Below are 17,291 nucleotides of genomic sequence, written 5' to 3'. Positions count from 1 at the left end.
ACCTCCTTGCCGACGAACTCGTGACCCTCGACGAGATCGACTTCGAGTCGATCTCTCACGAAACCGTCCGACAGCGTTTAAAAAAACGCCGCTGAAACCCCATCTCTCGGATTATTGGGCGATTCCGCCCGAACAAGACGCTGACTTCGTCTACTACATGGAGGACGTCCTCGACCTCTACCGGGAGCCCTACGATGAGAACCGGCCAGTCATCTGCTTCGATGAATCAAGCAAAGCACTTCGGGGGCACAAACGCGATCCGCTCCCGGCGAAACCGGGAGCGGTCGAACGTATCGACACGCACTACGAACGCAACGGGAAGAAGAGAATCCATCTCGCCACCGAGCCGTTGACTGGGTGGGTGAACGTCGAGATCACGGACAGGCGACGCACTTGCGAGTGGATTGACCGGATGGTTGAACTCGCAGATGTCCACTACCCGGATGCCGACTGCATCCGGGTGGTGGTTGATCAGCTCAACACGCACAATCCTGCTGGCTTCTATCGGTTCTTCCCACCAGACAAAGCTCAAGCGTACCTTGATCGGTTCGAATTCCACTACACTCCCAAGCACGGGAGTTGGTTGAATATGGCTGAAATCGAGATAGGAGTCCTCAAACGGAAATGTCTCGACCGCCGCATCTATCACGCAGCGACCCTCCGGTCGGAGGTCGCTGCGTGGCAGGCTCGNGAGATAGGAGTCCTCAAACGGAAATGTCTCGACCGCCGCATCTATCACGCAGCGACCCTCCGGTCGGAGGTCGCTGCGTGGCAGGCTCGCCACAACGCCGCTGACCGATTGATCGACTGGCAGTTCACCACCGATGACGCCCGGATCAAGCTACGCCGGCTCTATCCCGTTCCGCTCGAAGAAAGCTAGCAAGATCACGGTTGAAGCTACACNCCACCGATGACGCCCGGATCAAGCTACGCCGGCTCTATCCCGTTCCGCTCGAAGAAAGCTAGCAAGATCACGGTTGAAGCTACACTCAGCAGAAGGAAACGCATCGCTGAATCATGAAACGGCGACACATCGGACCGATCTACTGACGGGTCAGATGACTCGTCGAGCTCTCACTGTGCTTTCGTTAGAAATCGTGTTCGAGATGGTCTTGGTCGGCTTTTTGGACGATAATTGTATCCTCACGCACGCGGACGAATACTTCCTCACCGATATTCATACCGGCAACCGCGAGCTCGTCTTCGTGAAGATTGAGGTGAACATTGTGATAATCACCGCTCTCGTCTTTCGCCCCGCTTGGGCTGAGTTTTTTCTTTCGGGCCATCGCGGTATGCTACCGGGAACGTACGTGAACCATATAGTTAACGTTTCTGCCAGCGCCCGCAGAACGACACTTATCTGTCCTCTGGAGAAAGCTCTGTCCGGTCTCTCGCTCAGACACCCTGTGATTCCGGCAGACTTATACCTGACCGACTGTCGGTCATGTATTCCATCCGCTCGGCCGAAGGCACAAAATTATAACGAGCGTTACCACCCCAATTACCGAGGCCGCTCCCTTCTACGAGCGAAGTGAATTCAGTCGGCGCTTTCCTCGAAATCCGACCACTTGCATTCGAAGTCGATCAGTCGGTCAGTGAGTGGTCTTGACTCTCACTCAGGACTATTCACTGAGTGGCCCCTCCGAGCGAGTACGGCGGCTGGCGAACACACAGATACGGGTGACGAGCGCGGCGGCGATGACGCCGAGTACCGTGTACATCGCTCGTGACGGCCCGGCCTGTGAGACTGCCCAGACGATCCCGGCGACGACGCACATCATGGCCGTCGCCGAAACCACTCCGGCAATCGGTCTCTCGAAGAGGGTGCGAAAGTGATCGCTCTCCATGATCGCCACGCTGGACGCCCCGAGTAGCATCCCACCGAAGATGGCGATGGGTGGAAAAGTATCAGCTACCTCGGTGAATATCCCCATCTCGTAACCGGCATACCCCACGCCGAGGAGTCCACCGATTCCGACGAGTACGTCGAAAACGAACGCTTTCGTTTCGTCAATTCCTCGATTCGGGTCAGTGTTCATGGTTGCTGGTCGGTGTTCGTGCAATGATTCAGCCGCCGCAAATCGAACTCACCTCGAAGCGGACGAGGACGGTCGCGGTTGGCGGCGATTCGGACAGACTAAATGAGGAAATTCGTGACGACCAGAATCACGGCAATGGCGAGCGCGTATCCGGGAATGACGTACCGGTAGATTTTGTTCGGGATCACCCGCACGCTGTATGGTGCGACGACCGCCGCGAGGAGTGACCCCGCGAGAAGCGACGGGAGCAGCATGAAGTTGAGGTCGGCACCTGCCGCCTCGATAGCGAAGTACGTAACGACACCCACGAGCGACGCAAGTCCTTCCGAGATAGACGAAATTGCCGAGGCCGCCTTCTCATAGACGCCGGCGTACAGTTGACCCATGGTCGTGACAGGACCGAACCCGCCACCGCCGATACCCTTATTAAAGCCCGCAATCGCCGCGAATCCGACGAGTGACCTCGGGCGATACTCCGCATCTTCTGCGGGCTTGAAGTGTTCGCGGAACAGCACCGCAACCGCCATCACGAACACCAAAACTGTGACATACGCGTTGATAATGGTACTGTCGAACTGGATAGCGAAGTACGCGAGCAACACGGAGGCAATCGTCCCGAGCACCGCAACGCCCGTAATCAGACCCACAGCCTTCGTCTCCTCGCCGAGTGGGCGTTCAAGCGAGATGCTAACGTTCTCGAACTCGTTGTGCATCCAGCCCGAAACCAATCCGGTGAGCGTCTCCGACACCAAGAGGACGGGCACGACCGCGAGCGGGTCGAACCCGAGCACGATGAGCAGCACCGGCGAGAGTGCCGTCCCGAAGCCCATCCCCGCGGCCGAATCCATCGTCTCGAACAGAAACGCAAGCACGACGACTGACGGCACGAACGACCCGAAGACCGCCGCGTCGGGTGTCGGCAGGTCGAGGAACGTCACGATAGCTCCAATCGTCACGACGTAGAGAACGCCCAGTAGTCCAAGGCGCTTCAGCGTCCTCGGTTCGAGACGCATTCGGTCGCCAAGTGGCAACTCATTGATCGCCCGTGCGGCAGTCCCCGTTACGGTTGACTCATTGGATGAGGTCGAGGTCGTTCCTGTCGATGTGGACGGAGTGCTCACGGCACCGCCACCGTCCGCCTGCGCTGACTGTGAATCTGATCCACTCATGTGTGAACTCATTCAGCTATGAGTAGCCCCCTCTAATAAGTCTTGATGGTTCTTTCTAGCCACTGTATGACCACTCCATAACTTACGAGAAGATATAAGACCGCATGGTCTAATAGCACAGGTATGCCGGTCGCCAAACGAGAGTGGGTGCAAGCGGGCGAGCAGTATGATATCGTCACAGGAGTATACGAGATATTAAACGAGGGGTCGCCTCGCGCCTACTGCATCGACGATTTCTTTCGGGATGTGGGATCGGGTAGCCCCCACGAACACGGGTTACTGAAAGCGTTCAAGCGGGCTGTCCTCTGGCAGATGTCGAGAAGGCGCTCAAAGGCACTGGTTGAGAGGGCACTGGAGACGTTGGTCTCTCTCGGCGAGGTCGAAAAGCGGTCGATACCACGCGCTGGTAAGTCAGTCACCCACTATCGAATGAAACCAGCAGTCGAGAGGCGATTGTAGAACAGATACCACCTCCTGCTCGTGGCTGTCATGATCAGCTACCGAATTCTGGGCGACTCCCAGAGACGATTAGTTCGCAATCCAGAGCTAGCTATGATCACCATACACTGTCACTCTCTCCACTCGCTTCCCTGTACTCCGGGCCTCTCTTGCGACATCTACCTTTCAAGTGCCTACGAGCCACGCCCTCTCACCTCCACGTTCGACGACACATTCCCGTCCTCACTCGCCTTCCCCATGTCCGATACCGATACACCATCACCAGTTGCACCCCTACTTGCACAGGCCGAAGAGTTGTGCGGTTTCCACGACCACATCACACGGGTGATTGCCGACCTCGATATTCCCGAGGCAACGTTCTCTGACAGATATCCTCGTCCCGGCAAGGCTGATTTCGAATTTGCATCGGTCGTTCTGATGTTCCTCTACCAGCATGCTCGCGGGTTCGACCAGAGCGAATTGCACCGGCAGTTGACGGGCACTGCCTACGTCTACATCCGCTTCGGCTTGTCTCGACCGCCTACACAGCAGGCTGTCAGTTACATCTGGCGCAACCGGCTCTCACTCGCGGATCGTTGCACGATCAAGTCTACCGCACGAGAGATACGAGACATCGCCGCCGACCATGATATCGTCTCCGACGACGAACCGCGCCTCAATCCTGCTGAGATTGCTGATACTGAAATCACTGACGAGCTCATCATGAACGCGGTTGAAGCGGCACGCGACCGTGGTCTCGACGAGTTTGACAGTGACCGAGCAAGCAATGCTACGTTCGGGGATTTGGTGTTCTTCGAGCGCCAAGGCTACCTGAACATAGCTGATCGGGGTACAACGACACGCTCAGAAGGATCGAGCAAGCGGTTCGAGCGCATCAGCGACCGCAGAGAGACACCCCACGGCGACACCCACCTCCGCACAATGAAAAAGACCGCCGCTCCTCCCGAGCAGACCACGCTCGACGACTACGAGGACGGTCGGCGACCGAGGGATTGGCAGCGTATCCGCGACGAGGTGCTCGACCCATTCCATCGAGGAGTCGCAACAATCCTCGAAGGGGTCAGAGAGAACGGTGGTATCCGGGAGCCGGTCATCGCCGCTATCGACATCACGCCGTGGCCAGTCTTCACCTCTCCCTACAAGAACAACGAAGATGTGGCACGTAGCGACGAGCCAGTAGTAGTGAACGGGGAGGAACGATATCCGCGGGAGGAGTACCCGGAGATGGTACACGGGCTGAAAGAGAGTCACGAGCGCGGATACGAGATGGCGACGATCACCATCATCGGAGAAGACACGCCGATTGTCCTGGGTGTCGAACCAGTACGACGGGAATCCGATTGGGAGACAGAAGATGCAAGGAACACATCACAAGCGCGTATCGTCGAGCGATTACTGAAACAGGCCGAGCAGCACGTCGATATCCACAAAGTGTTCTGTGACCGCGGATTCGACGCGCATAGCGTTCGGGACACAATCGACCGCCACGATACGACCTACCTCATCCCGAAGCGCAAGTACCAAGCTGAAATTGAGGACATAGAGGAACTGGAGCGAGAGTCCGTTACCGGCGCGGGTGTCGTGCGAAACGTGCCACACGGGCATGACGGCCGGGTTCATACCGGGAGCATCATGTACGTGCCATCGACGGAGGAAGAGGGAGCCTACGCGGTGTTCACGACCAACCGCAATGTGCCAGTGGAACAGGTCCAAGGATTCGTCGGCCAGTACACGCAGCGCTGGCGAATCGAAAACGAGTATAAGTCAATCAAGAAACACTTTCTGCCGGCGGTGGGGTCGATGGATTACCGAGTGCGGTTCCTGTATTTCGTGATCGGCGTCGTAATGTACAACGTGTGGCGGCTCACGAATCTCCTGTTCCGTGAGGCCGTAGACGTGCATCTTGGGGAGCACCCGCCGATTCCAGCCGGTGAGTTCATCGAGATACTCGCGTTCTGCATCGTTCCGGGTGATTGAGGAGGGTCACTCCATTGTCGCGTTCATCTCGTTCTCGATAGCTGCGGGACGCGCCTGTAGACTCTATTCTCGGCGGCTCTCGACGATTGAGCAGTAGACTTGTATCGTTCAGCGGGTTGCATCCGGCGTACCCATTTCTCTCAGCCACGAGAACAGTCACTCTTCGCCGGTTTCGCTTGTAGAATCAGTCATCCTCCGAATCTCTGGTCGAATATCTGCGCGTTCCAAATGCATTACAAAGAAGCGTGTACTCCCCTCTATGGCTGATTTTGACCCAACACCATCCGAAGACGATATCAACACAGTGCGCCAGCGCTGGTCCGAGAACACCGATACGCTCGGGCGTGTCTACAACACTCTCCTCGGCATCACCAAACCAACGTCCTATCCTGACATCGCAGAGATCGCCGACTGCTCGCCCAACGCCGCGAAAAAGCGCCTCGAACGCCTTGCGGAGATGGGCATCGGCTGAGCCGACCGCCAGAGCCGCCCCGCTCGCTATGAGTGCAATGACGGCTCCCTCGAATGGCAAGATGCGAGCCGTCTCGCCGACGAACTCAGGATCGACGAGATTATCGATCGCGTCGGGCAGCTCGAAGATCACCGAGAACAGTTCGAACAGCGCTTCGAGACGGACGATCTCTCCTCAGTTTCAGTGTTCGAGCATGACGACCACGAGGCTATTCACGAGCGCATGAACGCCATCAGCGACTGGCAGTCGGTCAATCGCGATATTCGCCTTTACGAAATTGCACGACAACTCTCTGAGAACGACGGCCATCTTTTGCCGGCATAGATGATCCCTCCCAAGCGATAAGCCATCATCAACTGGTCGCCCGCGAATATCGAACCGAGCCAACCGACCGCAGTGGCTCGTGACCGCATCGGGAACCTTTGACACAGTAGGCATAGCCGGTACCCGATCATCAAACCCCGACGCCGTCGTTCATTTGCAATAGAGCAGATTCGTGGGTCTCTAAATCACCGTACATAGCCGTGAGAATTGCTATACAGGATACATCCTGTGTATACAGCATGCAAGAGGGACACGCCGACCGGGTGAGCGAGGAGATCGTCGACAAACACCGCAACACGGCCGAGGATGTCCTCACCGACGACGAATACGGCCATCTCATCGACGGCGAGTGGATCGACTCGGGAAGCAAGGAAACCATGATGGCGACTGACGCCACCACGGGCGCGGATCTCGCTCGTTTCCAACGTGGGACGCCCGACGACGTCGATCGGGCGGTGGCAAGCGCACGCGAGGCCTTCGAGGGAAGTTGGAGCCAGAAATCGCCGCGACAGCGCTCGGATCTCCTCCTCGAAGTGGCCGACGAACTCGAAAGTGAGAAGCTCCGCATTGCTCGCATCGACAGTCTGGAGATGGGGAAGGCCAACCAGCACTCGGCGTTCGTCGACGCAACCATCATGGTTGAGCAGTTCCGTTTTTTCGCCAGCCTCGCCCGCACCGAAAGCGAGGGACGGCTCCCGCCAATGGGATCGAACAAACTCGCCTACACCAAATCCGAACCACACGGCGTCATCGGCCAGATCAGCGCGTGGAACTTCCCCGCGATGTTCGTCGGTTGGAAGATGGCCCCCGCACTCGCTGCCGGCAACACTGTCGTATTCAAACCCTCCTCGCGAGCGACGCTCTCGACGCTCGAAATCGTGAACATCGTGGATGAAGTACTCCCATCGGGCGCGGTGAACGTTGTTACGGGTACAGGCAGCGAGGTCGGCGACGCCATCACCGCCCACCAGGGTATCGACAAGCTCTCGCTCACCGGTTCAACGGGAGCCGGCGAGCATGTGATGAAAAACGCCGCCGAGACCATTACCCCCGTATCACTCGAGCTCGGCGGGAAGAGTCCGAACATCATCTATCCCGATGCCGATCTGGAGAAAGCGGTCGAGGGCGCAGTCATCAGCATCTGGTTCAATCAGGGCGAGCAGTGTACCGCCGGCTCCAGACTGTTCCTCCACGAAGACATCGCCGAGGAATTTCTCGAACTGTTCGAGGAGCGAACCGCCGGTCTTACTGTCGGCGACCCGCTCGAAGGGAAGACTGACATGGGGCCGCTCGTGGACGCCGATCACCTCGATGAGGTACTCTCGTACGTCGAGACCGCCAAAGCCGAGGGCGCGACGATCCGATACGGCGGCGGTACGCCCGACGATCCCGCCCTCGATGGTGCGCCGTTTGTCGAACCGACCATCATCGAGGACGTCGAAAACGACCACACTGTGGCCTGCGAGGAGGTTTTCGGGCCGGTGCTCTCGGTGCTCGAATGGAACAACGAAGAGGAGATGCTCGCGGCTGCCAACGACACCCAGTACGGACTGGCCTCCGCCGTGTGGACCGAGGACCTGGAGACCGCCCATAGCGTTGCCGACGAACTCGAAGCGGGGACCGTCTGGATCAACACATATAACGATCTCTTCGAACCCGTTCCCCACGGAGGCTACAAGCAGTCGGGGCTCGGCCGTGAACTGGCCGAGGAGACTTACGACGAATACACGCAGACGAAATCGGTGATGATGAACTTCGGCAATCTGCCGCGGATGGGCTGACCGGCAGCGAACAGTGTATCGCGAGTCCATTCGTATTCGGTGAAGGAGGTGAATCTCAAGTCGATGGCTACCTGTGGCCGATGAGGAGAGGTGTGATGGACGAACGGCCCTCAGAAGCGATTCGTCATCACCTGACTTCGATGTTTCCCTCGCAAATGGCCGAAGACCTCGAAGCGGGGCACGAGGTTGTCGTCCGTGATCGGAAAATCGACGGCAGAATGCTCGTCTGGGCCGACTCATTCTCCGACGGTATCGCGGACGTGATAATCGGTGACGATGATCTCCAAGTCGGGTCGGCTTCGGCACGATCGGTTTGCGGTGCGTTCGTGAGGACGGTCCGCTTCACAACGGTGCAACAATCGGTAGAATCGCCGTCACTCGAACCGCGAAGCCCGAACGAGTGCAGAGCGGTCGACATCCGTGACGGTCGCGTGACCGGTGAGAGTGAAGGTCAAATCGAGATCGGCCCGGACGTTCTCTACTACCGCCTTCACGCCCTCCTCGCCACCGAGAGCGAGGCCGTAGACGTAGGGCCGGCCGAGCAACACCGCCTCGGCTCCAAGTGCGATGGGTTTGAGCATGTCGCTGCCACCTCGAATACCACTATCGAACAACACCGGAATCCGGCCGTCGATCGTCTCAACGATCTGCGGGAGCGCCGTCAGAGCGCCGATCGCGCCGTCGACCTGCCGACCGCCGTGATTCGAGACGACGATCCCGTCCACACCATGCTCGACCGCCAATTCAGCGTCGTCGGGATGAAGGACTCTTCCTAACATCTTCCGTGCGGTAATATTGTGTGAGTAATGTTAAAAAATATCAATCCCGAGCATATCCTCTTGTACCTTCCCGCCCGCTTGGACATGGCACTTGTCTTGAGGATACGCACTACAGAGCAATACGTATCCGTCTTTCCGGTCTTTCTTATCAAGCGCCGTCCCCTCACTCTGGTCGACCTCACCGTCAAGCAGTTCGCCGGTGCAGGTAGTGCAGTTACCCTCTCGACAGGAGAAGGGAAGATCAAGACCGCTATTGAGTCCAGCGTCTAAGATGTATTCGTCTTCGTCAACTTCGAGTTCGTGAGTCTCGTCTTCAAATTCAATGACAACGATATGACTCATAATTGCTGTCTGAGTTTGTACATTTCGAGCGCTTCAAGCCGCGGATCGCCCGTACTCCGGGTATCGTCTTCGAGGCTCGCACCGCTCACCATCTCATTGAAGGAGGTGCTGACGCCCTCCTCTTCGAAACTAGAATCCATAATGTATGCAACGTTATCCCGAACTTCCTCCTCTGATTCGTCGAGTTTGTCAGCGGCCTCGGCGATGGCCTCTTCGACTTCCTCGTCGCTTGCGGTGAACGACGCACCGCGGGCGAGTTCGCGGAGTTCGCGGTCCTGTGCCATCAGTCGTCGCCCCCGTCCATTGCGACGCCGCGCTTTTGTTGGTAGTGGCGCTCCTGCTCCTCAAGGCGGCTTTCGAGATCCCACTCGGAAATTTCGTTGTAGCGATCGCTGACGTTGTCCATGACCTGCATATAGTCGATATCACACCCGAGCGTCTCGTTGTACATCCCGTCAATCAGATTGCCACCGCGCATCAGCGTTGAGTCGATGTCGAAATCGAGCGGGTCACCCACCGCATCGGTATACATGTACGCGAAATCGGCCATGTACGGAACATCTTCGTAGAGCGTGCTCACGATGTTTTCCTCGACGCCCTGATAGGCAGGTTTGCCGGCCTGTTCCTTTTCAAGGAGTTCTTTCAACAACTCAACGCCGTGGGTGATGTGGCGACCCTCGTCGGTGCTGATGAACTTGAAGGCGTAGTTCAGCAGTGGGAGGTTCGCCCGTTCGGGCAACCGACTGATCGCCGTCGAGCCTACCCGCGCGAGGATACCCTCGACGTTGAGATGGTAGTTGGTCGCAGCCCGGGCGATGTCGACCGGATCGTCGGTTTGTGCAGCCTTCGCAGTCAGCAGCCCTTGATGTTCGAACACCTCGCCCAACCCCGTGGCCTGAACGATAGGGACGCGCGTCCCCTTTCGCGGATCGAGTTCGGCGTAGTTGTCGCGGTCATCCATCACCTCGTTCATGTAGATGTCAAGAAACTGAGTGTGCTTGTGCTCGGTGAGCGTGAGCATCGTCATGAACATCTCCTTCTGTCTGTTGCCCTCTAGACAGTCAGCACCCATCGCCCGCGAGAGATTGGTGGCAGCGTCACCGGCGACTTCGGTTTCGCCATCGAGAAAGCCCGACAGCAGATATCGAATCTGGGCGCGCTCGTCGTCTTCAAGCGACTCCCACGTCTCTTTGTCCTGCTTGAAGCCGATTTCGTCGAACAATTTCTCGACGTTCCACGTTCCCAACTCGACACCCTTCTGAAACAGCTGGTACCATTTGTCATCAGTATCTACGCGCTGACCACTGTACGACGGTTTGGTAGACTCCACCATACCCAGATATAGCACAGGAACGAGTATGATGCTTGATCCTGCAATATGGGGTAGTTTAAAAAAGATATCGGTCGTCAACTCGCCCGGCGGTGTCGCCCAATTCCTGTGCGGCTTCGCTGTACGGGAGAATCGTCGTCGTTGAGCCGTCAAGTTCGAGATCTTCAGAAAAGATAGATTCCATCACGTCTGCGCCTTCGAGGAGGTCCTTCCAGTGAGGGTATGGCCCGATGATGGCAAATCCGGGGTCGCGTGCCTCGGGGTCTTGGAGGACAGTAGTCTCGAGGCACTCGCCATCGTAGAGGTCAATATAGGCGTAGATGGTGCCGTCGTTGAGGTACTGCTCCAACTGGTCAAGTAGATTATCAAGGTCGGCAGGATATTCCTCACGGAGCGCTGAGAACGTCACTTCGGGGATATCCGAGATGGATGTCGAGAGCACCGCCGCGACGAGTCGCTCGTGGTCGTCACCGTCCTGTTCACCCATCCGTTCTTCAAGTGCCGACGGTGCGTCAGTGAGGAGTTCATCAACGTGTTCGTCGGATAGCGATTCGAGGTTTTCACGAAATTCACCGGAGAGGTCCTCGGGAAGGTCTGCGATAGTGGTTTCGGTAGGGATATCTGTGATTTCAAAGACGAAGTCACCGTCAAAATCGACACCCCAGCCTTCACTCGCTTCTCGATAGGTCTCGTTGTTGTTCAGCGCCGCCCGATACGTGTGAAGCCATTCGCGCGACGGAAACCACTCTGCCATAGTGTGCCTATTGGTACCACTGTCTGCCGATAAGCATTGGTGCCCCCAATAGCCGGCTATTTATACTGAGACTGATTGGATAAATCCGCTCGTGAGTTTTCTCCGATCCATTATATGAAATCTGTTATCAAAACTATATTCCTAATAGGAAGTAACTTGCATGTTGAGGATGAAAGTCAACAACACCCATGAATAGTGATGGACGTGATTTGTCGGTCGCAGCCATTCAGATGGAAGCCAGCGTTGGTGACGTTGCGAGGAACATTAACCAAGCAGAGCGCCTCGCCCGCGAGGCACTCGAAGAGGGGGCAGACGTAGTCGGTCTCCCCGAGTTTTTCACATCTCGGGTCGTGCTCGACGACGCGGTTTGGGAGGCAGTGCTGCCGACCGATAACAAGGCAGTGGCGATGCTTGAATCGCTCGCACAGGAGTACGATGCGACCGTCGGCGGTTCGATGCTCATGCACCGCGATGGCGATGTCTACAACACCTACTGTCTCGCTGGGCCTGACGGGACGGTTCGGACCCATGACAAGGATATTCCGACGATGTGGGAGAATGCGTTCTACATCGGTGGGGATGACGATGGCGTCGTCGAGACGGCGCATGGGACTACCGGGCTAGCCGTCTGCTGGGAGTTGATCCGGCAACAAACAGTGGATCGCATGGCCGGACGGGTTCAGTACGCCATTACCGGGAATCATTGGTGGACATTACCTAATAACTGGCCGGGTGTCGACCGGTTGCTTGGTTCCGTCCGTCAGTACAACCGCTATCTCTCGGAGCAAGCCCCGGTCGAGTTCGCCCGTGAGCTCGGCGTCCCGGTGATCCACGCTAGCCACTGTGGCGAGTTCGATGGACGCTTTCTTCTATATCCTGGCGATGAGCATGGTCTGCCCTATCGATCGTCGTTCGTTGGTGCGACACAAATCGTCTCCGCTGATGGGACGGTGCTGGCTCGCCGGGATTTGGATAAGGGCCCCGGTGTCGTCTCCGCAAACATAGAAATACCAGCCCATCCACCAACGCCCGCGACCCACGATCCACCTGATCAGTTTTGGATCCCGGAACTGACAGCCTCGCACCGACTGTACTGGTCGCATCAGAACGTCTGTGGATCAGCGTACTATCGAAACAACAAGACCGAATCACTCTCAACGCGTAGCCACGTAGCTGTCGAATCCAGCCCTGAACAGTAGCAGGCACCGATGTGGTTCAATGATCGAGTTCGATAGTCCGCGGTGGGTTTGTAATCCAATTCCAGCGGAATGGATGTGATTGACTTAAACTAGCGTCAGTATAACTCCGATAAAAAGCACTGAGAATCCACCGATTTCGGCAACGATCAACGCCCACATGCTACCGCGGAGTACAGTCGGATTGATTATGCCGGAGTCTCGAAACTGGTTATCCGTGTCACCCAAAAGCCCGTGGGTGATGTATGAGCCTACAGCAATTGCAAAGAACAAGATCGGAGCAACAACCGCAATTAGATTTACCGTCGTCGAAAACGGGCTGCGTTGGACGAATTCATAAATAACCAGTGAGGCAAACGAATAGAGAAGTGCAGCACGGTGGGCGACATTCACATACGTCGGCGCAGTACCCTCGTCGCTCCCCATCATGTGCCAGTATTTCCACACACCCGTGAGAAGACCGATTAAAAGGAACCCACCACTCGAAAAGAGCGCCAGCAATACAGGCAGTTTCATTGGAAAACTCCGATGAGTAGTACTAGTGTCAATAAGAAGCACCCATCATGATGCCGTCTGGTTGAGAGTCTTCTTGACGAGTGTTCATCCATCGAGCGCTTGATTCGACCAATCATGGTCGTAGTATGCCTAACTCGTTGTAGTGGTATCGCCACGTATGACCGATATGAATGTTTCCATCGTTGATTAGAATTATCCCTTCCATGGAAGGATGATGACATTGTGTCAGTGAAACCCCCTCATCAAGGTTCGTACGTGTGTTCGCATTAGACTATTCACTCGGCTCTGCACGGCGGTGGCGCAGAATGGTTCTCATAGGGTGATGGTTGGACCGGCGATGTCGTTGTCTCGTTCGTGATTTGTGAGTGCAACTGCGAGCCGAAGACACAGCGCCAAGAAGACGTGAGATTCAGCTCTATTGAAAACGACACACGGCGTCGGGATTGTTCGGTATTCGTTTGAGGAGATGTAGCCGAAGAGTCGGATATGGCGATCGTCCTCCTCGACTTCGTTTCCTCAAACTCTTACGGAGCAATCCCGTTGCCGTCGTCCATTTTTAATAGAGCATCGAAAACCGACATCTAGTATTATTGCAATTCAGCTTCGGCAGTAGCGGCGCTTTCTGGTGCTGGCTGAATACCATGCTAACTGTTCTATGACACCTTTTAGAACGGATGGGTGGCACCCGATCCATTCGGGAGGCGACTCCCTCCCGGCTCCTGCTGGCCGCCTAGCCGGACACACCGTGTTCGGAGTGAAATCTCGCCGCTTGGACGTGCTTTCGTTCGGCCGGAAGGCAGAAGGTGCATATCGGCGTAGCGAGGATATGGACGCAGACGAGCTCGACGAGTGCGTTGGCCGGTCTCGATTATATCGACTTGCGAGCATGGGAGAACCGATTGATGAGTAACGAGTGGGATGTTCTCGACCCGGAGGACCACTAGTAGTGAATCAAGAAACCGGAGACGGGTCAAGCCAGTCCGTCAGCCAACAGTCGGGGTCATCTGGGAAGATACGTTTCTATAACGAACCGCCAGCCCCGGACAGTTACTACTACGAATATTTCGACGGTGGGATGGTTCTCACCCACGAGACCCGCGACGAAGTTGGGTCGCCTGAAAACGCTGTCCGCGTTGAAGTTGACGAGCGCTATGACCCCGGATTTTCGCGTGAAAAGCTCGCTGCGACCCAAACGACAGTAAAGAACCTGTTGACATCGGCTCTCGTCAACGTGCTCATCGCAATTATCATCGTTTACACTGTTGTCACGAATGCACAGGTGGTGCTTTCGGCCGATGCTTCGCTCTCGATAGTGAACTGGATTGTGAGTTGCCTGTCCGTCCTTGTTGGTGGGTACGTGCTTTTTCACGGAGTCCGGGGATTTCGGAACCTGTATCGGTTGCAGGGAATCGGGCGGTCAATGTCACTCACCGATAATCAGCAGTGACCTTCCCGCTCCATTTTGCACTATGCTTGTCAGGGTTCCCAAAGCAGAGGCGATAGGCCGGTTCATGCGAGATATTGGCATGATGAGGAGCCGCCAAATCCTCCGAGTTTGCGGAGTCATCCAAGGATAATGCACTCGGTGACTACGAATGAGAGAGTAGAGCCGCTTGCTGGTCGCCCGTCGGATCATGGGGAGCGGTCACTCTGCACCGTATGAACTGGGAACGGCGAATCCCGCCGTTCGCCGAAGACGCTCTTGCGGTGCTCCAGGAGTCGGTCGGTGATGACGACGAAAGGCTGTTGAACGACGAGGCGGCCGCTGTACCGGTCGCTGATGAGCGGTTTGCGGAAGCTGATGCCGAATACGCGCTCGACGTGTTGCAGAGTCGGGAGCGTGTCATAGAATTCTCCCCACACAATAGTTAATATGCGTACTATTTTGTGACTAAACGGGTTTAGAGATCCGTGCACCAAGTGTACGGCATTCTAATCCAGTTAAAGAACACCATTTTATTTAATATTTCTGCCCTTTTGAGGCTGGCTACTCTGATTCGACTCTGAGCAAACAAGGTGTTGCGAGGATGGCTTCGGTACTTTCGGGACTATTGCCTCCAGATCCGTTGTTGACCATGCGGATCTTTCTATGACACCCTGATGAAAGCTATATCGGAAATCACTATCCCGGAGCCGCTCATGCTTACTCGAAATGCCGATCGACCGTACCAATCCAGACGAGATATTTACACCACCCGACGAAGCGAAGTACGCTCAAGTCCTCTCGACGGCTGGAAACACGCACGTATTCGTTGCAGGCGTTCTCTCGAAAAACGCTCACGGGGAGATGATCGGTGTCGATGACATGGAAACTCAGACCCGAACAGTCTTATCCCAGATCGAAACCTGTCTCGCCGTCGAAGATGCCACCATGGCTGACGTGGTTCGCCGGCGAGTCTTCACCATCGACATCGATCGTTTCCTCGCAATCCAGGGCGAGGTCTACGATGACTATTGGACTGATGGTGCGGTTCCTGGATCAACGCTCGTGCAAGTCGAATCGTTAGCCGACGCCCACCATGATGGAGTTGCACCAAGTGAACCAACCGACGTTGAACCGCGGTTCCTCGTTGAGATCGACGTGACGGCTGTTCTTGACGAGTGAAAACAAGCACTGCGCCATTGCGGAACCCGGCTGGCTGCTTGCTACGGATCGAGAGGACACGGATTGCTCGCTAACCGAGTAGTCCAGACGTTCACACCAGCGCACAACGGAACTGGGAGACACGACGACACAGATTCATGGGACTTCAAGCTAGATTAGGCGAAATATGACGGTATTGCGGTTAGATACTGCGCTTTCAGCCGAGAGTCGAGAGCGAAAATAGTGTGAGTAGTCCCTACGATTCCGCGGCAAATCGGTTGTACAACCTAGCAACGATATATGCATCGAAAACCCCATCAAGGAGAGCTAGGAAGCCGCCGATAACGAGTCCGGAGACTGTCTGATTGTATCCGGGATACAGATCCTCGAAAAGCGACTCCCAACGCGTTCCCCAGCCGAGTCGGGACGTAATCCCGACGAAAACCACAAGCGCTGACCAGAACAATCCCCATGCCTTCCCCAGTGCTTTCGGGTCGAGAGCGGTTGATTGAGTCATATACTAATTATCTATGGGTAATCACTTATGCGTTAGGGCGCTGATTCTATGAGTCTTCTGTACAAGTCTATCAAACGTGAGCATGGGAGAGTATAAAGATCGACAGTAGATGTGCTCTCTTCAGTAGTTTCATCGGAAATCCAGTGAATAAGACAGTCTTGGATCAACTCTGATCAGACGACATTGGGTCTAAATAGACTCGGGAGTAGGATAGAATGGTATGGTATCTCCATTCGACGTACTACAGATTGATTCGGGTGCGGACGAAGAGGAGATAGCACAAGCATACCGACAACGAGTAAAAGAAGCCCATCCTGATCAGGGCGGATCAATCAGCGAGTTTCAACGAGTCCAGACAGCGTACGCCAAACTCGAAGGAGATTACAGCGTTGAAGACCATGGCAGTGAATCCGTCGACGAATTTGATCCTCAACGGGAGAAGTCTCGAATCGAGTACCTCAACTATGAGATTCTCGATGATCACGGATGGAGCCACACCGACGAGGACTTGTTCGAAAAAGCGGCCGCTGTAGATCTCGATCCGGCCGACTATGGCGAGTTCCTTGCACAACCACATGAGTCACTTCTGGAGGCGGCCGAAAATCGCGGCTTCGTGTGGCCATACGCTTGCCGAGGTGGAGCGTGCGCCAACTGTGCGGTTGGTGTTGTCGAAGGGGAATTGGAGATGCCAGTTAATACCATCCTGCCACCGGCGATGATCGAGCGTGGCATTCGACTCTCCTGTAACGGCATGCCGGTCACTGCCGAAATGAAAGTCATCTACAATATCAAACATCTTCCGGAGCTTGACGAGCTTCGATTGCCACCCCGTCCATTTGAGCAGGCACATGCAAACGACTGATCCAACTTCGATAAAATGACAGAGTGTCATAGAACAGTTGGCATGGTTTTCGCGTATCGGTCGAGAGGCCCGCTACTACTGGCTCTAGATTGCGACAATACTGACTGCTTCTCAGATACCGTTTCTCGGGCTCTTGGTGAGGTGTGTGAAGAGTTTTATGGTTACTAGAATGTGATGGAAAAATACATCC

The 17,291-nt window shown here is 55.7% G+C and carries 18 protein-coding genes and 2 pseudogenes; 10 read left to right on the top strand and 10 right to left on the bottom strand.

Annotation, left to right across the window (positions count from 1 at the left end; translation table 11 throughout):
* Positions 1–91 precede the first annotated feature (91 nt).
* Positions 92–880, top strand: a complete 789-nt coding sequence (locus C451_RS02185) for an IS630 family transposase (protein WP_338035179.1) — start codon at positions 92–94, stop codon at positions 878–880.
* Between the two features lie 208 nt (positions 881–1,088).
* Here the strand turns inward: C451_RS02185 and C451_RS02180 are convergent, their stop codons facing one another.
* The 3 genes from C451_RS02180 to C451_RS02170 all read right to left on the bottom strand — a co-directional run bounded on the left by C451_RS02180 (position 1,089) and on the right by C451_RS02170 (position 3,052).
* Positions 1,089–1,286 (bottom strand): hypothetical protein, encoded by a 198-nt coding sequence (locus C451_RS02180; protein ID WP_007737156.1) that lies wholly within the window; start codon positions 1,284–1,286, stop codon positions 1,089–1,091.
* A gap of 336 nt (positions 1,287–1,622) precedes the next feature.
* Positions 1,623–2,039, bottom strand: coding sequence for a hypothetical protein (locus C451_RS02175; protein ID WP_007737155.1), 417 nt, complete (start codon positions 2,037–2,039; stop codon positions 1,623–1,625).
* Positions 2,040–2,137: 98 nt separating this feature from the next.
* Complete coding sequence (locus C451_RS02170) at positions 2,138–3,052, bottom strand: sulfite exporter TauE/SafE family protein (protein WP_007737154.1); 915 nt, start codon at positions 3,050–3,052, stop codon at positions 2,138–2,140.
* A gap of 279 nt (positions 3,053–3,331) precedes the next feature.
* Between C451_RS02170 and C451_RS02165 the strand changes: the two genes are divergently transcribed.
* From C451_RS02165 to C451_RS02150, 4 genes and pseudogenes are all read left to right on the top strand, one after another.
* Positions 3,332–3,667 carry a hypothetical protein gene (locus C451_RS02165; protein WP_007737153.1) on the top strand — a complete coding sequence of 112 codons (336 nt, stop codon included), beginning with the start codon at positions 3,332–3,334 and terminating at the stop codon, positions 3,665–3,667.
* 30 nt (positions 3,668–3,697) lie between these two features.
* Entirely contained in the window at positions 3,698–5,644 is a 1,947-nt protein-coding gene (locus tag C451_RS21575) for a transposase (RefSeq protein ID WP_241431149.1), read from the top strand.
* A gap of 259 nt (positions 5,645–5,903) precedes the next feature.
* Positions 5,904–6,440, top strand: a pseudogene (locus C451_RS24250) (DUF7342 family protein).
* A gap of 239 nt (positions 6,441–6,679) precedes the next feature.
* Complete coding sequence (locus tag C451_RS02150; protein WP_007737150.1) at positions 6,680–8,221, top strand: aldehyde dehydrogenase family protein; 1,542 nt, start codon at positions 6,680–6,682, stop codon at positions 8,219–8,221.
* Positions 8,222–8,595: 374 nt separating this feature from the next.
* Here the strand turns inward: C451_RS02150 and C451_RS20510 are convergent.
* The 5 genes and pseudogenes from C451_RS20510 to C451_RS02125 all read right to left on the bottom strand — a co-directional run.
* Positions 8,596–8,988: pseudogene (locus C451_RS20510) on the bottom strand (alpha-hydroxy-acid oxidizing protein); the annotation flags it as partial.
* Positions 8,989–9,030: 42 nt separating this feature from the next.
* Positions 9,031–9,342 carry a 2Fe-2S iron-sulfur cluster-binding protein gene (locus C451_RS02140; protein WP_007737146.1) on the bottom strand — a complete coding sequence of 104 codons (312 nt, stop codon included), beginning with the start codon at positions 9,340–9,342 and terminating at the stop codon, positions 9,031–9,033.
* Positions 9,339–9,626: a hypothetical protein gene (locus tag C451_RS02135; protein ID WP_007737145.1), complete on the bottom strand. Its 288-nt coding sequence runs from the start codon at positions 9,624–9,626 to the stop codon at positions 9,339–9,341. Before C451_RS02135 ends, C451_RS02140 begins: the two co-directional genes overlap by 4 nt.
* The gene (locus tag C451_RS02130) at positions 9,626–10,675 is read right to left on the bottom strand and encodes a ribonucleotide-diphosphate reductase subunit beta (protein WP_007737142.1); all 1,050 of its coding nucleotides are present in this window, start codon (positions 10,673–10,675) and stop codon (positions 9,626–9,628) included. The genes C451_RS02135 and C451_RS02130 overlap by 1 nt, the downstream gene beginning before the upstream one ends.
* Before the next feature lie 55 nt (positions 10,676–10,730).
* The gene (locus C451_RS02125) at positions 10,731–11,426 is read right to left on the bottom strand and encodes an SCP2 sterol-binding domain-containing protein (RefSeq protein WP_007737141.1); all 696 of its coding nucleotides are present in this window, start codon (positions 11,424–11,426) and stop codon (positions 10,731–10,733) included.
* Between the two features lie 188 nt (positions 11,427–11,614).
* Between C451_RS02125 and C451_RS02120 the strand changes: the two genes are divergently transcribed.
* Complete coding sequence (locus C451_RS02120; protein ID WP_152420342.1) at positions 11,615–12,625, top strand: carbon-nitrogen hydrolase family protein; 1,011 nt, start codon at positions 11,615–11,617, stop codon at positions 12,623–12,625.
* A gap of 84 nt (positions 12,626–12,709) precedes the next feature.
* Here the strand turns inward: C451_RS02120 and C451_RS02115 are convergent, their stop codons facing one another.
* Positions 12,710–13,138 carry a hypothetical protein gene (locus C451_RS02115; protein ID WP_007737139.1) on the bottom strand — a complete coding sequence of 143 codons (429 nt, stop codon included), beginning with the start codon at positions 13,136–13,138 and terminating at the stop codon, positions 12,710–12,712.
* 946 nt (positions 13,139–14,084) lie between these two features.
* Here C451_RS02115 and C451_RS02110 point away from each other — a divergent pair.
* The 3 genes from C451_RS02110 to C451_RS02100 all read left to right on the top strand — a co-directional run bounded on the left by C451_RS02110 (position 14,085) and on the right by C451_RS02100 (position 15,743).
* Positions 14,085–14,585, top strand: coding sequence for a hypothetical protein (locus C451_RS02110; protein ID WP_049912709.1), 501 nt, complete (start codon positions 14,085–14,087; stop codon positions 14,583–14,585).
* Positions 14,586–14,797: 212 nt separating this feature from the next.
* Positions 14,798–15,010 carry a hypothetical protein gene (locus C451_RS02105; protein WP_007737137.1) on the top strand — a complete coding sequence of 71 codons (213 nt, stop codon included), beginning with the start codon at positions 14,798–14,800 and terminating at the stop codon, positions 15,008–15,010.
* 280 nt (positions 15,011–15,290) lie between these two features.
* Positions 15,291–15,743, top strand: coding sequence for a RidA family protein (locus C451_RS02100; protein ID WP_007737136.1), 453 nt, complete (start codon positions 15,291–15,293; stop codon positions 15,741–15,743).
* 235 nt (positions 15,744–15,978) lie between these two features.
* Here the strand turns inward: C451_RS02100 and C451_RS02095 are convergent, their stop codons facing one another.
* Positions 15,979–16,239 (bottom strand): bacteriophage holin, encoded by a 261-nt coding sequence (locus C451_RS02095; protein WP_007737134.1) that lies wholly within the window; start codon positions 16,237–16,239, stop codon positions 15,979–15,981.
* 220 nt (positions 16,240–16,459) lie between these two features.
* On the opposite strand from C451_RS02095, the gene fer reads away from it, so the two are divergent.
* On the top strand, positions 16,460–17,101 hold the full coding sequence (gene fer / locus C451_RS20505; RefSeq protein WP_007737133.1) for a ferredoxin Fer: 642 nt from the start codon (positions 16,460–16,462) through the stop codon (positions 17,099–17,101).
* The last annotated feature ends 190 nt before the right edge of the window (positions 17,102–17,291 follow it).

This window comes from Halococcus thailandensis JCM 13552, assembly GCF_000336715.1.
Lineage (GTDB): Archaea > Halobacteriota > Halobacteria > Halobacteriales > Halococcaceae > Halococcus > Halococcus thailandensis.
Note: the sequence above shows the minus strand (reverse complement) of the source record. Positions and strands in the feature narration are given on the sequence as shown.